Source organism: Lewinella sp. IMCC34191, assembly GCF_003390935.1.
Lineage (GTDB): Bacteria > Bacteroidota > Bacteroidia > Chitinophagales > Saprospiraceae > Neolewinella.
Genome location: NZ_QNQZ01000003.1, coordinates 76331 through 91236, shown reverse-complemented (window position 1 = coordinate 91236; position 14906 = coordinate 76331). Strand labels below are relative to the sequence as shown.

The 14906-nt window shown below is 56.9% G+C and carries 12 protein-coding genes; 4 read left to right on the top strand and 8 right to left on the bottom strand.

The genetic code is table 11. The annotated features are described in order from the left end of the window. Positions 1–76: 76 nt before the first annotated feature. From DRW39_RS07645 to DRW39_RS07615, 7 genes are all read right to left on the bottom strand, one after another. Positions 77–808 (bottom strand): SDR family NAD(P)-dependent oxidoreductase, encoded by a 732-nt coding sequence (locus DRW39_RS07645; protein WP_116106439.1) that lies wholly within the window; start codon positions 806–808, stop codon positions 77–79. Between the two features lie 16 nt (positions 809–824). Continuing rightward, positions 825–3680, bottom strand: a complete 2856-nt coding sequence (locus tag DRW39_RS07640) for a gliding motility-associated C-terminal domain-containing protein (protein WP_116106438.1) — start codon at positions 3678–3680, stop codon at positions 825–827. 55 nt (positions 3681–3735) lie between these two features. Further along, the gene (gene nagB, locus DRW39_RS07635) at positions 3736–5694 is read right to left on the bottom strand and encodes a glucosamine-6-phosphate deaminase (RefSeq protein WP_116106437.1); all 1959 of its coding nucleotides are present in this window, start codon (positions 5692–5694) and stop codon (positions 3736–3738) included. A gap of 71 nt (positions 5695–5765) precedes the next feature. After that, on the bottom strand, positions 5766–6620 hold the full coding sequence (locus tag DRW39_RS07630) for a phosphatase PAP2 family protein (RefSeq protein WP_116106436.1): 855 nt from the start codon (positions 6618–6620) through the stop codon (positions 5766–5768). Between the two features lie 57 nt (positions 6621–6677). Next, on the bottom strand, positions 6678–7532 hold the full coding sequence (locus DRW39_RS07625) for a phosphatase PAP2 family protein (protein ID WP_116106435.1): 855 nt from the start codon (positions 7530–7532) through the stop codon (positions 6678–6680). Between the two features lie 43 nt (positions 7533–7575). Further along, a complete protein-coding gene (locus DRW39_RS07620; protein ID WP_232830095.1) occupies positions 7576–9279 on the bottom strand; it encodes a DUF6909 family protein in 1704 nt (567 codons plus the stop codon). Between the two features lie 13 nt (positions 9280–9292). Next, positions 9293–10372, bottom strand: a complete 1080-nt coding sequence (locus tag DRW39_RS07615; protein ID WP_116106434.1) for a hypothetical protein — start codon at positions 10370–10372, stop codon at positions 9293–9295. 310 nt (positions 10373–10682) lie between these two features. Here DRW39_RS07615 and DRW39_RS07610 point away from each other — a divergent pair, with 310 nt between their 5' ends. The 4 genes from DRW39_RS07610 to DRW39_RS07595 are packed head-to-tail and all read left to right on the top strand — an operon-like array spanning position 10683 to position 14483. Continuing rightward, a complete protein-coding gene (locus tag DRW39_RS07610; RefSeq protein WP_116106433.1) occupies positions 10683–11855 on the top strand; it encodes an acyl-CoA dehydrogenase family protein in 1173 nt (390 codons plus the stop codon). Between the two features lie 32 nt (positions 11856–11887). Then, on the top strand, positions 11888–12820 hold the full coding sequence (locus DRW39_RS07605) for a UbiA family prenyltransferase (RefSeq protein ID WP_116106432.1): 933 nt from the start codon (positions 11888–11890) through the stop codon (positions 12818–12820). Continuing rightward, positions 12821–13414, top strand: coding sequence for an acyltransferase (locus DRW39_RS07600; protein WP_116106431.1), 594 nt, complete (start codon positions 12821–12823; stop codon positions 13412–13414). It begins immediately after the preceding gene. Between the two features lie 34 nt (positions 13415–13448). After that, complete coding sequence (locus tag DRW39_RS07595; RefSeq protein ID WP_116106430.1) at positions 13449–14483, top strand: Gfo/Idh/MocA family protein; 1035 nt, start codon at positions 13449–13451, stop codon at positions 14481–14483. On the opposite strand, the gene DRW39_RS07590 is transcribed toward DRW39_RS07595, so the two are convergent. Further along, the gene (locus tag DRW39_RS07590; protein WP_157975990.1) at positions 14469–14903 is read right to left on the bottom strand and encodes a DUF3293 domain-containing protein; all 435 of its coding nucleotides are present in this window, start codon (positions 14901–14903) and stop codon (positions 14469–14471) included. The two genes, DRW39_RS07595 and DRW39_RS07590, sit on opposite strands and share 15 nt — an antisense overlap. Positions 14904–14906 lie beyond the last annotated feature (3 nt).

Sequence of the window (14906 nt, the reverse complement as noted above, 5' to 3'; positions counted from 1 at the left end):
GACCGGCAGAAAACTTACCCTATTAACTAATTAAAGTCGTAGAAAATTATACTTCGGACGTTAAGGTTGCTTCCTTTTACCCATTCAACTTGATGAATCCACCGTCGATCGGGAAATCGGTGCCGGTAATGAAGGCCGCTTCGTCGGAGCATAGGTAGACCGCCAGATCAGCTACTTCCCGTGGCTTTCCCATGCGGCCAATAGGCTGCGTCTTCGAAAGCTGCTCGAACATCTCCTTTTCCCGGCCGGGATAATTCTTCGCCAGGTAATCGTCGACGAAGGGGGTGTGGACGCGGGCCGGGGAAATACTATTGCAGCGTACGCCGTACGGGAGATAGTCCTTGGCGATGGAGTACGTCATCGTCAGTACCGCTCCCTTAGTCATGCTGTAGGCAAATCGGTCGGCGACGGCCACCGAGGCGGCTACGGAAGCCATATTGAGGATGACCCCGCCGGACATCTTCAAATACTTCATGCAAGCCAGAGCACAGTTATATACGCCCTTGATATTGATGGCATACAGCCGATCCAGGTCCGCCTCCGCGGTGCCCTCCAGGTTTCCGACGAATCCGATACCGGCATTATTAATAAGGATATGCAACGGCCGTTCCCCCGCGATCTGATCGATGCAGTCCCTGACCGCTTGCTGGTCACTGATGTCGCATTTATGAAAGGTGTCACCCTCGCCCTTCAGGTCCAGGATGTGTACCTCGGCGCCCTGTTCCTCCAGGGCCGAGGCGATGGCCCGGCCGATTCCGCTGCTGCCACCGGTAACGATGGCGCGTTTGTTTCGGAGAGAATAGCGCATAAAGCTGTTTTGGATGCTAGCGAATAAGATTAACGGACCCGGCGGTGCGGAAGCTCCGCCCGTTGATTAGTTCCACGTCGACAAGGTAAAAGTATACGCCGGGGTTAAGAAATTCACCGTCCAGGCGGCCGTCCCATCCTCCTTCCTCACCACTCCATTCGTAAACCATGCCGCCCCACCGGTCGTGGACACGGAAGGACACGATCCGCCGAACCGAAGGGCCGGGATAGACCCGGAATTCATCGTTGTTGGTGTCACCGTTCGGACTGAAAGCGGAGGGAACGTATAAGCGGACCGCTTCGTCGACTACGACGAGGATATCATCCGTTTGGCTGCAACCCTGGGCGGAGGTATAGGTCACCTGGTACCGGGTGCTTCGTGCCGGGCTGGCAACCACCCTCACGGAACCTTCCCCGAAGGGATAACTCAGGCTGTCGGTGGGTGTCCAGACCGCGACGCCGGACTCGGTGGGAAGGCCGATGACCTGTAATTCCAGCAGTGTGCTGTCGCCTAGATTGATCACCTGTTCATCAGCCAGGTCCAGGGTAAAGGGGATTGGCGGAATGATTTCAACCTCCGTGGTCACCGGATCGCAACCGCGGCTGTCTTGGACCGCTACGGTATAGGTGCCCGGTTCGAGATCCGTAAACAGACCGCTGGCCACGGGACTGCCATTGTCGAGTTGATACGAGTATGGGGGGACACCACCCTGGGCCGTTACGGTCACGATCCCGGATTCCAGAATGCCACAATCGGCAAAGGAGGAAGCGGCTGAAATAAGCAGGGAATCCGGTTCGGTAAGGGTGAAAACCTCCGTGCGTTCGCAACCGGTAGTGTCGGTGGCCGTGACCCGATAATCGCCGACGCCTAGTGATTCTACCCGGTTCGTATCCGTAGCGAAGGGAGCGCTCGCGGTCCCCCGGTACCAATCTACCACGTAAGGGGAACTGCCGCCGGCAGGGGATACGGTAGCTATACCGTCCAGGCCACAGCTCAGGGAATCCAGCGTAAGGTTGACCCGAAAAGAATCCGCGTATACCACATCATAGCTGTAGGCAGCCGGGCAGCGTACACCATCCACCAGTTCGACCCGGTAGGTGCCGGGGATGCTCACATCCAGGCGGGGAGAAGATTCTCCGACCGGATTACCCAGCGGATCGGACCAGGAAAACTCTACCTGATCGGAATCATCGACCGCCAGATCGATGCCGCCAACGGGATTCTCGCAGCTCAAATCGGTGATGGTCGCATCGACCTCAAAGTCCGCGTCCGGAGTGAGAACCGCGGTTTCCAGCAAGGAGCCGCAGGGATGGATGATGTCAAACAGAATCGTATCGTCTTGGCCGACGGCAAGATCATAGCGCTGATCTGGTTCAAGGAAAATCACTTCTCCGGATGGGGGAGAAACTATCGACCCCTGGATGTAGTAGTCGGAGGTTACGGAGAAGGTTACGGTATCCCCTACGCAGTATACGGCCGGCTCGATATTAATGCGGGCGGTGATGTTGTCCGTTTCTACCGCGACGAACTCCTCTATTTGCTGTTCGCAGACGGTACTCACGGTAACGCTGTAGTTGCCCGGCTCGGTAACGAGGAAGTAAGGTTGGTTACTACCGTCGCTCCACGAAAAGGTGGCTCCGTTAGGCTGTCGGGGCTGAAGGTAAAGCGTATCCAAGCCCGGGCACAGGGCTACGGAATCCGGTACGACGTCGGCAATTATCGGTCGCTGAATAACAACCTCCTCGGTGATGGCACAGCCTGCCGCCGTAGTCACCCGCATGACGTATGCTCCGTCGATGGTCTGGCTGGGAGTCAGATTGAGCACGTTAGTGGTTTGACCCACCAGAGCGACACCATCTTTGTACCATTGATAAGCGGCCCCGTTTGCGGCCTGTCCGGTGAGTGTGATTTGATCGGCACAGATCGTCTGGCCCTCTACGGATACGGGACCCGCTACCGGCTGCTCGAATACTTCGGGCCGGTTTAGAATCACGTCATCGATGAAATAATAATTGCGATAAAATTCGGAGTCGGGCTGGTCTGGATCGGCCCCGCACGATCCACCAATGGCGAAGGCCGCGTATTCATTGGCGGCGGTAAACCTGATGTCGACGGGGGTCCATGCTCCGGCCGTTCCGCGAATGGTGACCGTTTGAATTAACTCGTACCCTTCGGCATCCGCTCCCTCGGGGCAGTTATAGAAGTCGCCAAAGTAAAGCTGGCTACACTCCCGGATGCCATATATCGCCAGCTCAATAGGAGAGGGAGAGGCTAGATCGACCTGGTCGCCGATGTCATTTTCGAAGGACGAGGGGAGCATGAAACCAAGCGAAAATTTGAGACGGTAGTCATTACCGGCCAAAATGGCTTCGTCTCCTTCCAGGCAGGCGGCGAGGTATTCCCGATACTGGGTAGTCGACGTGCCATCCCGGTTGAAGAATTCCGTATCCTCACTATCCCTGACACCGACCCAGAATCCAGCCACCCCGGTGCCGCTAGGCAGGGGTTGGGGAAGTTCGGTAGGGAAGAAGGGCGGGGCACCGGAAAGGGTGAAGGCATTCCACGAATCGGTAGTACCGAGAGATGCGCGTTGCCAGCCGACCAGGCAATTGGCCTGATTGGTGGCATCGGGGAGGCCACCCGGCTGAATGGATTCACAGCCCTCCTGGTCCGCAGCGAATTCTTCCAGGGAAGGATTGGGGAGGAGGGAGGGTACCGAAGGAGCTAAACCACAGCCACAGTCAGTGGTGTCATTGAGGTCAATCAGCCCATCGCCATCGTCATCGATGCCGTTGCTGCAGTCTTCCTGGGCCGATAATACGATGCTGCTAGATAGCAGCAGGGTAACGAGCAACAAGCGATGGGCCAACATAAGCGGTGTTTATGCCCGGGGTGGTGTTAAGCCCCGGTCTTTACTAGCCGCTAAGTTAAAACTTCCAGCGTCTGAACGCTTCGATAGCTTCGTATTCCGTAAGACCTAGTTGGTTGTAGAGACGCGCGGTTTCCCGGTTGCGTTGCTCGGCGCGCTGCCAGAACTCCCGTTCGTCTTCGCCCTGAAACATTACGCCGTCTTTCTGGCTCTGGTGAAAGAATATAGCGTTTCGCTTTGCTTCAACCTGGGCGGGGCTAAGGGGTACCGCCATTTCGATCTCGTGGATGGGCCATTCCTGCCAGGCGCCTCGGTACAGCCACAACCAGGTATCCGCGACCGATTCGGGATTGCTATCCTTTAGCTGACCGAGGGCCATGAAGATGCTGTCCAAACAAACCTTATGGGTACCGTGGGGATCCGCGAGGTCGCCGGCCGCGAAGATCTGGTGGGGGCGAACCTTCTCGATGAGCTCACGCACCAGCGCGATGTCTTCCGGACCAAGCTCATCCTTGCGGTGCATACCCGTCTCGTAAAAGGGCATATCGAGAAAGTGGATGTGGTCGTCTTCCAGCCCGACAAACCGAGCGCCGGCCATCGCCTCACCGCGACGAATCAGCCCTTTGATGGTACGTACGTCCAGGGAGTCGACTTCCCCCTTTTCCCGTTCCCCGCTCAATTCCTGAATAACAAAATCGAGGCGGGCATTGCCGGAGCCGTATTGCTCGTTAAGGTCACGGGCGAATTCGGCGAAACGGCGGGCATCCCGGTCGCTGACGGCAATGTTACCGCTGGTCTGGTAGGCCACGTGTACGTCGTGCCCCTGGTTGACGAGGCGGGCGAAAGTGCCGCCCATGGAGATGACATCGTCATCGGGGTGGGGGCTGAAGAGGATAACGCGTTTGCGGGCGGGGCTTTTTCTTTCCGGCCGCTGGCTGTCGTCAACGTCCGGCTTGCCCCCCGGCCATCCGGTGATCGTGCGCTGCAGCTGATTGAACATGCGGATGTTCAGATCGTAGGCCGAACCATGGAGGGCCAGGAGGTCCGACATGCCGTTGCTGTTGTAATCGCGTTCCGTCAGCTTAAGAATCGGCTTGTCGACGTGCCGGCTTAGCCAGATGATGGCCTTTCGTTCGAGGGTGTCGGTCCATTCGCACGGGCCAACCAGCCAGGGCGTATTGAAGCGACGCAGGTCGGCGCTGGATTCCTCATCGAGCAGAATGGTAACGTTAGGGTGATCCTGCAGGTAGGTTGCCGGGATCTCGGGGGTGCGTTCGCCCTCAATGGTTTTCTGGATGATTTCGGCCTTCTTGTGCCCCCAGGCCAGCAGAACGATGCGGCGGGCCTGGTTAATGGTCTGGATACCCATAGTGATCGCCCGGGTGGGAACATTGGATAGCCCCTGGAAATCAGCCGCGGCGTCTACCCTCGTCAGGTGGTCGAGGGTGATCAGGCGGGTAAGCGACCTGCGGTGGGAACCCGGCTCGTTGAAGCCGACGTGGCCGGTACGGCCGATACCGAGCAACTGGAAGTCCAGCCCTCCCGCCTCCTTGATCATTTTTTCGTAGGCCATACACTGCTCGTACACGTCTTCCAGGGCAAGATTGCCACGGGGTATGTGTATGTTCTTCGGCTTGATATTGACGTGGTTGAACAGGTGCTGGTGCATGAAGTACCAGTAGGAATGGCGGCTTCCGCGGGGCAGCTCGAAGTACTCGTCCAGATTGAAGGAGATGACCTGCGAGAAGTCCAGCCCTTCCTCCCGATGGAGGCGCACCAGTTCGGCGTAGACGCGGATGGGGGAGGATCCGGTAGCCAGGCCGAGGACGCAGGGTTCTCCCCGACCGGCTTTTTCGCGGATCAGGTCGGCGATCTCGTGGGCTACGGCGATGGATGCCTGTCCGGAGTCGCGAAATACTTCAACGTGCATTTTTTCATAGCGCGTAACATCGGTGCTGCCGACGTGGCGGTATGAGATGTCGACATCGGAGGAACTATGGATGGAAAGATCGAGCATGCGGTAGACTTTAGCTACCGCGAAAGATAGGCGTTTGTGGAAATTCGTTCTACCTGCGCTCCGCCGCCCTACTAAAAAGTAAGCACCAGGCCCGCGCCGCCGGCCCCGTCGTGGAAACCGCCGCCCAGCGACAAACTCGTGCGGTGGTTACGAGCCCAGACCTTATGGACATGGGGAACCATAATACCGAAGAAGGCTCCTACGCCCAGCCCGACGACGGTGTCCGTGGGAAAGTGCTTGAGCGCGCGTACGCGTTGTACCGCGACGAAGGCCGGCGGCAGGGAAGCGAGGGTGAAGGCGATGGCGCGGTGGCCGGCCGTCCACTGTGGATTGTAGTCGGAAAGAACCTTAGTGAAAAAAAAGGTGCCCACCGCGGTCGTACTCACGTGGCCGCTGAAGAAACTGTTGCGATTATTGCCGAAGCGGCGGTCATCAAAACTCAGCTCGTCGTAGTAGGCAACCGGGCGGTAGCGATCTATAAAGCGCGGCCCCAGCGGACTGAAGGCATACGTAAATGCCGAGAGGGCATGGGCCTGCAGGTAAAGGACGCCGATGTCGAGCCAGTCCTTGCGGAACTTCTTATCGATGAACAGCGTGATGGGCAGCAGGACGGATCCGTTGAAGAAATAGTCGCTTACCTCTTCGCTCTTGAACCGCTTGAGCGCGTCCTGCTCCAGGCCCCAGCGATCGAGACGACCGACCTCCATGTTTTGCAGGCGGGTAAGGGTTTCGTCGGAAATCGACGGCTTATCCCGTAGGGCATCGATGCCGGAAGTAGCGCCGACCATGACGCCCAATCCGCCGATTCCCTCCCAGAGCGTGCGAACGCGGTACACCGATTCGTTGTCGGGGTCGAGGTCAGGAAATTTCTGGGCGGGTAAGAGGGTGGATAGGCAAAGGAACAGGAAGAGTAAACGACGGTACATTCAGTTAGGGTAATTTGTCCATAGCAACTCTCAACTACCGGGGCATTGTTCAAGCCGTCAGTATCGCAATTGCAGTACGAAGCCTCCGGCTCCCCCGCCGTAAACGGGTTGGAGGGCAAGCCGGCTACGGTGCCGTTTTTTCCACCATTTGTGCAGGCTCGGTACGCCAATGCCACTGATGGCGCCAACTCCCAGCCCTACGGCTACATCCGTCGGATAGTGTTTGAGGCCCCTGATCCGAAGCCAACCGGCTATGAGGGAGGGCACCGTGGCGCCGGTGTAAAGCAAGGCGCGCTGGGTACCCGTCAGCTGGGGATTGTAGTCATCAACCATCCGCGCGAAAAAATAAAAGCCCGTAGCGGAAGTAGATACGTGGCCGCTGAACATGCTATTGCGCTCGTTGCCATCGCTGCGGCTGTCCACGCTTAATTCCTGGTAGTAAACCCGCGGGCGGTAGCGGTCTACGGCAGTCGGACCGAAGGGCGCAAAGCCGTAAAAGAGCCCCTGCGCGACCTGCCCTTCAAGGTACATCATGGTAATATCAAACCAGTCCCGCCGGTATTTTTTCCAAATGAACAGTCCAAACGGGAGGACTTGTCCGGTATTGAAAAAGTAGTCGCTCTGAATGATTGCCTGCTTGTGCTTGTCCACATCCTGCCGCAAAGCGTAGCGGTCGAAGCCGTTGACGTCATCGGGATTGAGGCCGGCCAGTTCCTCCGCGGAAATGCGGGGTTTATCCTGCAGGAATTGCAGGCGCTGCTGGCTCCCGTATGCACCCAACGCGATGGCCGGAAGGCTGATCAAAGGATTGACCGCGTAGCGCTCGGAGGAACGGAAGATCGAATCCAGTGAAAACTGGGCGGAGAGCGTACCGCTGATCAATAACAGTAAAAAAGGTAAAGTCTTCAGCATACAGGAGCATGATTGAGTTGCCGGGCCGGGCAGCCGAAGGGTATTACGCCGTGAAGATGCTTTTAAGTATCTCGACGGTAATCAGGTAGGTAGGTTTGACCCCGTCCACCCCTAGGCTGCCGCTGGCCAGCGTATGTCCGGTGACCAGGGGATTATCACTGGCGTAATAGGCATAACGCAGCTTGAGGTCCGGGTTAACGCTTTTGCGGATGTGGGTTGCCGCCTGGATGGCTTTCTGGTAGTGCGCGCCCTCCATTTCGAGGCCTACCGCCCGCCAGCTGCTCTGTACGAAATACTCGAGAATCTCCCGGTTTTGCAGGCTCGTACCCAGCACGGTAACCATCGGACCGCTGTAGACGCCCAGGCCCTGGCCTTCGAATTGCTCCCCGGTGAAGTCATTCTGCAGGGGGTAGTTGTCGGCCGTTCCCTCAAAGATATGCGCGTTGGGTATCATGAGATCGCCCTTGATGCCTTCGAGAATGCCGGCCTTGCCCATGATGTTGATGCTGTGTACCTGCATCTCGTAAACCTCATCGCTGGTGGGCGAATGGTACGGGCGAAGCAATTCGTCCAGGCTTTCGTAAGCCTGTTCGCCAAAGGCGTAATCCATGACCAGGATCACCGGCGCATCTTCTCCTTTCTTAGCCGACTTAAAGCCCAGTTCCGGACTCACCAGTTTCGGGTCGAAGAGCGCGGTATCAAAGAGTTGGACGCCAATATTGCTTCCGCTGGTGTCGTGGAGCTCCACCATGCCGTTCTTGAGGGCCATCTTGGTCACCAGTTGGCGGAGGGGGCGGCCCTCCGGTTGGGAAAGCGAACGGGCTACATCATACACCGATTTGCCGGCGCGTAACTTCTGGACGGTGGCCGCGGGAGCGAAAATGGCATTCATTACGCTGTGCAGGTTCGCACTTACGATATGAAGGGGCCGGTGTATCAGGTCCTTGTCGATGAGGACTTCCTTGATCGCGTCCGCCCAGATTTCCCCGTAATAATGGTGCCCCGTTTTTTCGCGCAGGGAACTGGAGAAGGAAACCTCGCGGCCTTTGTCTTCTTCAATTTCTTCCTTGGCCAGCTTCCCCAGCCAGTAGGTGACGTGGAAAAGGGAATTGACCATGTCTTCCTCGGCGAACCGGCGACAAGCGTGGGTAATCTCCTCGTAGGTACGGCCCAGCAGGGTGCTTAGATAGGTGTATGCGGTTTCCAGCTTGAACTCTTCGCCGCGGCGCTCCCGGTCGACGATCTCGGCCAGCATACGCCACTCCCGCTTTTGTTGGCCCTTGCTATCCAGACTGTTGCGGTAAATCTTATTGGCCTCGGCGTAGAGGAAGGTCAGGTGGGTGAGGATATCGTAGATATCGCTCCGCCCACGGGTCATCTCGATGTACATCTCCTCGGTGTCGATGCGATAGGCGTTGCGCCGGCGCTTAGGTGGGACGATCGGCTCGAAGTGGCTGTTTTCGTAGCCTTCGCGCGTAATCAGCCGAATGAAACGGCATTCCTCCGTACCCTTGGGAAGACGCTGAAAAACGTAATGCAGTCCGTGCAGTTCAACCCGTTCGTTGTCCGTAATGGAACCGTATATTTCCGGCCGTAGGATCATCAGGTTGTCGACCAGTGTCTTACCGCTCATGCCGCCGGGCTTATAGCTGCCCCGGAGCAGGAGATGGCGCATGGCGATATAAAGACGTTGAACGGCCGCCCGACTTTCCTGGGCGCGCGTGCGTTGCTGGCTTGGCTGCATCATGGCCACAAAGGTACTAAGGGCGGGCGCTGGTGCGGTAGTGTTCGGCTTTCGACCCCGGTGGAATGATGGTTGCCGTTTCGCCGCGCAGCTGGTCGTAGAGCAGGGTGCCCATATTCTGCGTCTTTTCGGCCATGGAGTCGTAAAAGAGGAGAACGAAGCGGGTCAGGATATCCCGATCGCGGTTACTCAGTAGATCGAAATTTTTAATCAATTGCAACACTTCGCGCCGGTGGCTGCGGAATTCGCGGCTCACCTCCCGTAGTGTGCGGTCGCGCTGGTGGTAGCCAAGATAGACGCGCTGGTAAATACTCTCCTGGCCGGTTTGGCGGCTGGGGGAGGCGTAGGGAGCGCCGACCCATCCGCTGAAATCGAAGTCGTAGGCTACGGGGGTCAGCATACCGTCATATCCTTCGATGAGTTTCACATTCCGCTGCAGTGCCAGGCTCCAGTCCGCATTGCCGATGAAATATTGGAATAGGGCATGGGTGGCCTCCCCGTGCGGGGAATAGCGGTTGGCGTCCAGGCCGTCGGCGTCTTCCAGTTCCCGACCGTCAAATCGGGCGGCCATTTCATCCGGATCCTCGATCAGGAAAGCGTATTCCGTTCGATCGGGTAGTTGCCCGGCGGCGTCGCGGAAGGTGATTATCAACAGCTGGGTACGGAAATGGGCGTCCGGGCTAAGCAGGGCATAGGCGCGGTAGGCTAAATATTCTTTTAAAAGGAGGCTAGTGGCGGTGCTGTCTTCGTAGCAGCTATTGACGAGCTTGTACTTATCGTGTTCGGACAGTCCCATGCCCCGCAATTCCTTCTTGGAAAAGTTCAATTTCAGCGGGGGAGTACTACAGCGGGTACGCCGGAACTTGCCACGGAGACTGATTTCCACCCCGAGGTGGCGTTCGGTGCCATCGACGTCGGTGAAAGCAACGGTGCCGGGTAACTCATTCTTGGTATGCGCGTCGATACTGTCGAGCGGAATGGTCACTTCCATAGCCACCGCGTGGGAAGCAGCGGACGTGTAGAGCAGATCAAAGACGGACTGTGCAGTCAGGGCGGTGGTGCAAAAGAGAAATACGGGAATCAGTAGCGTACGCATACAGGTCAAATCTGGGCCGGATAAGTGTCCGGCGGTGTTATCGATTCAACGGTCGGCGAAGAGGCTTGTTGCGTGTTAAAAACCGAATTACTTTTGGTTTTATTTACCTTCACGGCGTTCCTGTAAAAGGAATGTTGGTTTCACGAGATTTGTAGGAATTAACTTCTGTGAACATCTGAAAGCGACCTACGAGAATATGCCGCCAATCAACCCGGCCAAATCGCTGCCGTCGGCCTTTTGACATCGCCGCGGCTAACATTTCGGCAACTTTAACATTTTAGTTACACGCCCTATCATCAATATTGAGCAAATGACCGCATTTACCACTTCGCCTACCACCACTGCAGCCAGCGAAGAACAACTTGAGCTTATCCGGCAAAGCGCCCGCGATTTTGCCCAAAGCCACATCCGCCCGCACGTGATGGAGTGGGACGAGAAACAGTTTTTCCCCCGGGAGCTGTTTACCAAGATGGGGGAGTACGGTTTTCTGGGCGTCCTGGTGCCAGAAGCTTACGGAGGAAGTGGATTATCCTATGCGGAATACATCACCATCATCGACGAGATCGCCCAGGTCTGCGGAAGCATCGGATTGAGCGTCGCGGCCCATAATTCGCTCTGCACGAATCATATCCTGTCGTTTGCCAACGAAGAGCAGAAGCAAAAGTACCTGCCCAAGCTGGCCACGGGTGAACACCTGGGGGCCTGGGGGCTGACCGAACCGAATACCGGATCCGACGCCGGCCGTATGCGTACGGTTGCCGAAAAGCAGGACGATGGCGGCTACGTACTGAATGGTGCCAAGAACTTTATTACGCACGGCATCAGCGGAGACATCTGCGTCGTCATCGCCCGGACCGGCGAATTACTGGACAGCCATGGTATGACCGCCTTTATCGTGGAACGGGGTGACGAAGGATTTCGCGGGGGTAAAAAAGAAGATAAACTCGGCATGCGTGCCAGCGAGACGGCGGAAATCATCTTCGAGAATTGCTATTTACCGGCCGACCGTATCCTCGGCGAGGTCGGCGAGGGCTTCATCCAGAGTATGAAGATTCTGGACGGCGGGCGGATCAGCATCGCCGCCCTGAGTCTGGGTATTGCAAAAGGTGCCATGCAAGCCGCGCTGGCCTACAGTAAGGAACGGGAACAGTTTGGTAAAGCGATAAGCCGGTTTCAGGCCATATCGTTCAAGCTCGCGGATATGGCAACGGACATCGAGGCCGCCGAGTTACTAACCCGCAATGCCGGTATCCTGAAGGACGCGGGAGAATCCGTAACCCGACAATCCGCGATGGCCAAGTTGTATGCCTCGGAAGCCAGCGTGCGGGTTGCCAATGAAGCGGTTCAGATCTTCGGAGGCTATGGGTTCACCAAGGAATATCCGGTGGAGAAGTATTACCGCGATTGCAAATTGTGCACGATTGGAGAAGGAACTTCCGAGATTCAGCGTCTCGTCATCGGCCGCGAACTGCTGAAGGATTAATACACAATCGGCTTTCGGCGTATCTTGTGGCCATGTCAAGTGTGCCGATACTGGACTTTCTGCGGCTCGTCCGCTTTCCGAATTTAGTGGTAGTCGCGCTTACTCAGGTGCTGGTGTACTACCGGATCATCCTGCCGGCTATTGATGCGGAAGGCCTGCAGGGCGTATTGCGGCCCTGGAAGTTTTTCGAGTTGTGCCTGGTAACGCTGGCCATAACGGCCTGTGGATACCTCATCAACGATCTGCGAGACGTACGCATCGATGCGATCAATCATCCCGGGAAGAACCTGGTGTTGAAGATGGGGCGCCACAACGTGCAGTGGTTATTCGCGGCTATCGTTTTTGTTGGCTACCTGTTCGCGCTGCTGCTGGCGCTGCGGCTGGACGAGCGGCAACTTCTCTTCATCTTCCCCACCGCAATCGGTATCCTGGCACTGTACAGCGTCGCACTGAAGAAACTACCCTTCGTCGGTAACTTCTTCGTTGCGCTATACTGCGCGGGAGTGCCCGGTATCCTCGTATTGACCGAGCGCCGAGCGCTATCGCGACTGGTCAGCATTAATTCTGATTTGGGCGTCGACACCGTGCGGGTGTGCATTCTCTTCATGATTTTCGCCTTCGTGGCCACTTTGCTCCGCGAATTGGTGAAGGACCTGGAAGATATTCGGGGAGATAAGCAAGAGGGGAGGCGGACGCTGCCGGTGATGTTTGGAGTGAATACGAGTCGTCGCCTGGCCATCGTGCTCGGCGTAATGGTGATTATCTCTATTCTAAGCCCGGTTTTTTTGGGATGGCCCGCCTTTATGCAGCCTCCGATGCTGATCTGCATTTCTTTGTTGCTGCTTGCGGTGCTCACCATCCTTATCCAACTCGCCCGGGCCAGCCACCAGGTCGATTACCACAAGTTGAGTCGGCAGATTAAGTTCCTCCTGGTTGGTGGCTTAGGCTTACTCATTTTCTTCTAAATGGACTATCTCGCTCACCCCACCGCGGTTATTGACGACGGTGCGAAGATCGGATCGGGTTGCCGGATCTGGCATTTTTGCCATCTGACGGCCGGCTGCGAAATTGGTGAGAATTGTAACCTGGGGCAGAACGTATACGTGGCCGGGGGAGTCAAACTGGGATCCGGATGTAAAGTGCAGAATAACGTCAGCCTGTACGATGGATTGCAGGTGGACGATCACGTATTTATCGGACCCTCCGCCGTATTCACGAATATCAATAATCCCCGTGCCCACATCAATCGACGCGGAGAGTACGCCTCCACCCACCTGGAAGATGGCGTAACCATAGGGGCTAATGCGACCATCGTTTGTGGCGTTCGTCTGCACCGTTACGCATTCGTAGCCGCCGGAGCGGTCGTGACCGGTGACGTACCCGCCTATGCCCTGATGATGGGCGTACCCGCCCGGCCCGTAGGCTGGATGAGCGAAGCGGGGCACCGGCTGACATTTGACGGAAACGGTCGGGCGGAGTGCCCGGATAGCGGGAGTTACCAACTACGCGGAGGGGAAGTATCCCGCATAGACGAGGATGGAGCCAGGCATTCCAATTAGGTAATTTCCCACGCTCCGTTACCTTCGCCCTCAGATGAAAGCCATTCGCTTTGCCGTCGTGGGATTCGGTCACATCGGCCGTCGGCACGCTGCGCTGATTGCCGCCCACCCCGAGGCGCAACTGGTGGCGGTCTGTGACGCGCTTCCCATTGACGACTTGATCGGCCCGGAAGATGCGACCCTTAAAGACATATATTACCAGGGACTGGACAGCCTACTAGGGGTTGATTTTGACGTGGCCTGTATCTGTACCCCTAACGGTCTGCACGCCCGGCAGGCCATCCGCTGCCTCGCCGCCGGGCGTCATGTGGTCATTGAAAAACCCATCGCGCTGTCGGTGGCCGAATGTGACGAGCTTATCGCGGCCTCTCACCAACACGGAAGGGAGGTATTCGGGGTGATGCAGAATCGCTACAGTCCGGCCTCCGCCTGGTTGAAAGAGCTGGTCGACGAGGGGCGCTTCGGTCGCGTGCTACAGGTGCACGTGGACTGCTTTTGGAACCGCGACGAGCGATACTACCATTCTAGCGAAAAGGGGCAGCACGCCTGGCACGGTGATCCAGCATTAGACGGTGGCGTCTTGTTTACGCAATTTGCCCACTTCATCGACTTGCTCTGCTGGACGTTTGGAAAACTGGAGGTGCTGACCGCCTACGCCGTCAATCAAACCCATGCGGACCTACACCCCTTTCCGGATACGGGAATGGTTCAATTCAAACTGGCCGGCGACGCCGTCGGCAGCCTGAACTACAGCACGGTAGTTTGGGACCAAAATTTCGAATCAACGCTTTCGGTACTGGGTAGTCGGGGAACCGTCAAACTGGGCGGACAGTACATGAACGAACTTCGATACTGCCACGTAGAGGGGATTGAAAAGCCTTCCTTACCACCCAGTGCGCCGCCAAACAACTACGGCCCGTACCAGGGATCGGCGGCCAATCACCACTTCGTGATCGACAACGTAGTAAACGTGCTGAAGGGGCTGGAGGCCGTTGCTACCACCGCGGAAGAGGGTAGGGAGGTGGTTCGGTTAATCACGGCGATCCACGAAAAATCAGAGCCACACTAGGGCGGGCTTACCCCGGCGAACGCCTTCCACGATCGCATGCTGCTCGTAGATGCGGGCAATTTCGTAGGCTTGGGTACGAGGCGGATCCAGCAAACAGACCCCTATTTCTTCCTCCCATTCATTGGAGGGGTCCGCTCCACTTGCCGGCAGGTAAGACCAGTCCAGTTGGTCAAGAAATTGCAACAGCGTGTGGTGGCGTTCCTCGTTCACTGGCCGGGGCAGGGGTTTGCTGAAGGGGTTATAGGCGGTCAGAATGATGTAATAATCCGCATCGTGACGGTCAAGTAAGTCATCAAATGCCGGGTGCGGCTCGTCTATTTTGAGGGTCAGGTCGTTAACGTGATAGGTGGCGTTACGATAAGCTCTGGCCAACCGTTCGTCAGCTAAAGTCTGATGTTCATCTTTGTGGGGTAGGGACATAAT

Bases quoted from the DNA above. Each gene is read 5' to 3' on its own strand.
- DRW39_RS07645 (WP_116106439.1), bottom strand. From the start codon at position 808: ATGCGCTATTCTCTCCGAAACAAACGCGCCATCGTTACCGGTGGCAGC.
- DRW39_RS07640 (WP_116106438.1), bottom strand. From the start codon at position 3,680: ATGTTGGCCCATCGCTTGTTGCTCGTTACCCTGCTGCTATCTAGCAGC.
- nagB (WP_116106437.1), bottom strand. From the start codon at position 5,694: ATGCTCGATCTTTCCATCCATAGTTCCTCCGATGTCGACATCTCATAC.
- DRW39_RS07630 (WP_116106436.1), bottom strand. From the start codon at position 6,620: ATGTACCGTCGTTTACTCTTCCTGTTCCTTTGCCTATCCACCCTCTTA.
- DRW39_RS07625 (WP_116106435.1), bottom strand. From the start codon at position 7,532: ATGCTGAAGACTTTACCTTTTTTACTGTTATTGATCAGCGGTACGCTC.
- DRW39_RS07620 (WP_232830095.1), bottom strand. From the start codon at position 9,279: ATGATGCAGCCAAGCCAGCAACGCACGCGCGCCCAGGAAAGTCGGGCG.
- DRW39_RS07615 (WP_116106434.1), bottom strand. From the start codon at position 10,372: ATGCGTACGCTACTGATTCCCGTATTTCTCTTTTGCACCACCGCCCTG.
- DRW39_RS07610 (WP_116106433.1), top strand. From the start codon at position 10,683: ATGACCGCATTTACCACTTCGCCTACCACCACTGCAGCCAGCGAAGAA.
- DRW39_RS07605 (WP_116106432.1), top strand. From the start codon at position 11,888: ATGTCAAGTGTGCCGATACTGGACTTTCTGCGGCTCGTCCGCTTTCCG.
- DRW39_RS07600 (WP_116106431.1), top strand. From the start codon at position 12,821: ATGGACTATCTCGCTCACCCCACCGCGGTTATTGACGACGGTGCGAAG.
- DRW39_RS07595 (WP_116106430.1), top strand. From the start codon at position 13,449: ATGAAAGCCATTCGCTTTGCCGTCGTGGGATTCGGTCACATCGGCCGT.
- DRW39_RS07590 (WP_157975990.1), bottom strand. From the start codon at position 14,903: ATGTCCCTACCCCACAAAGATGAACATCAGACTTTAGCTGACGAACGG.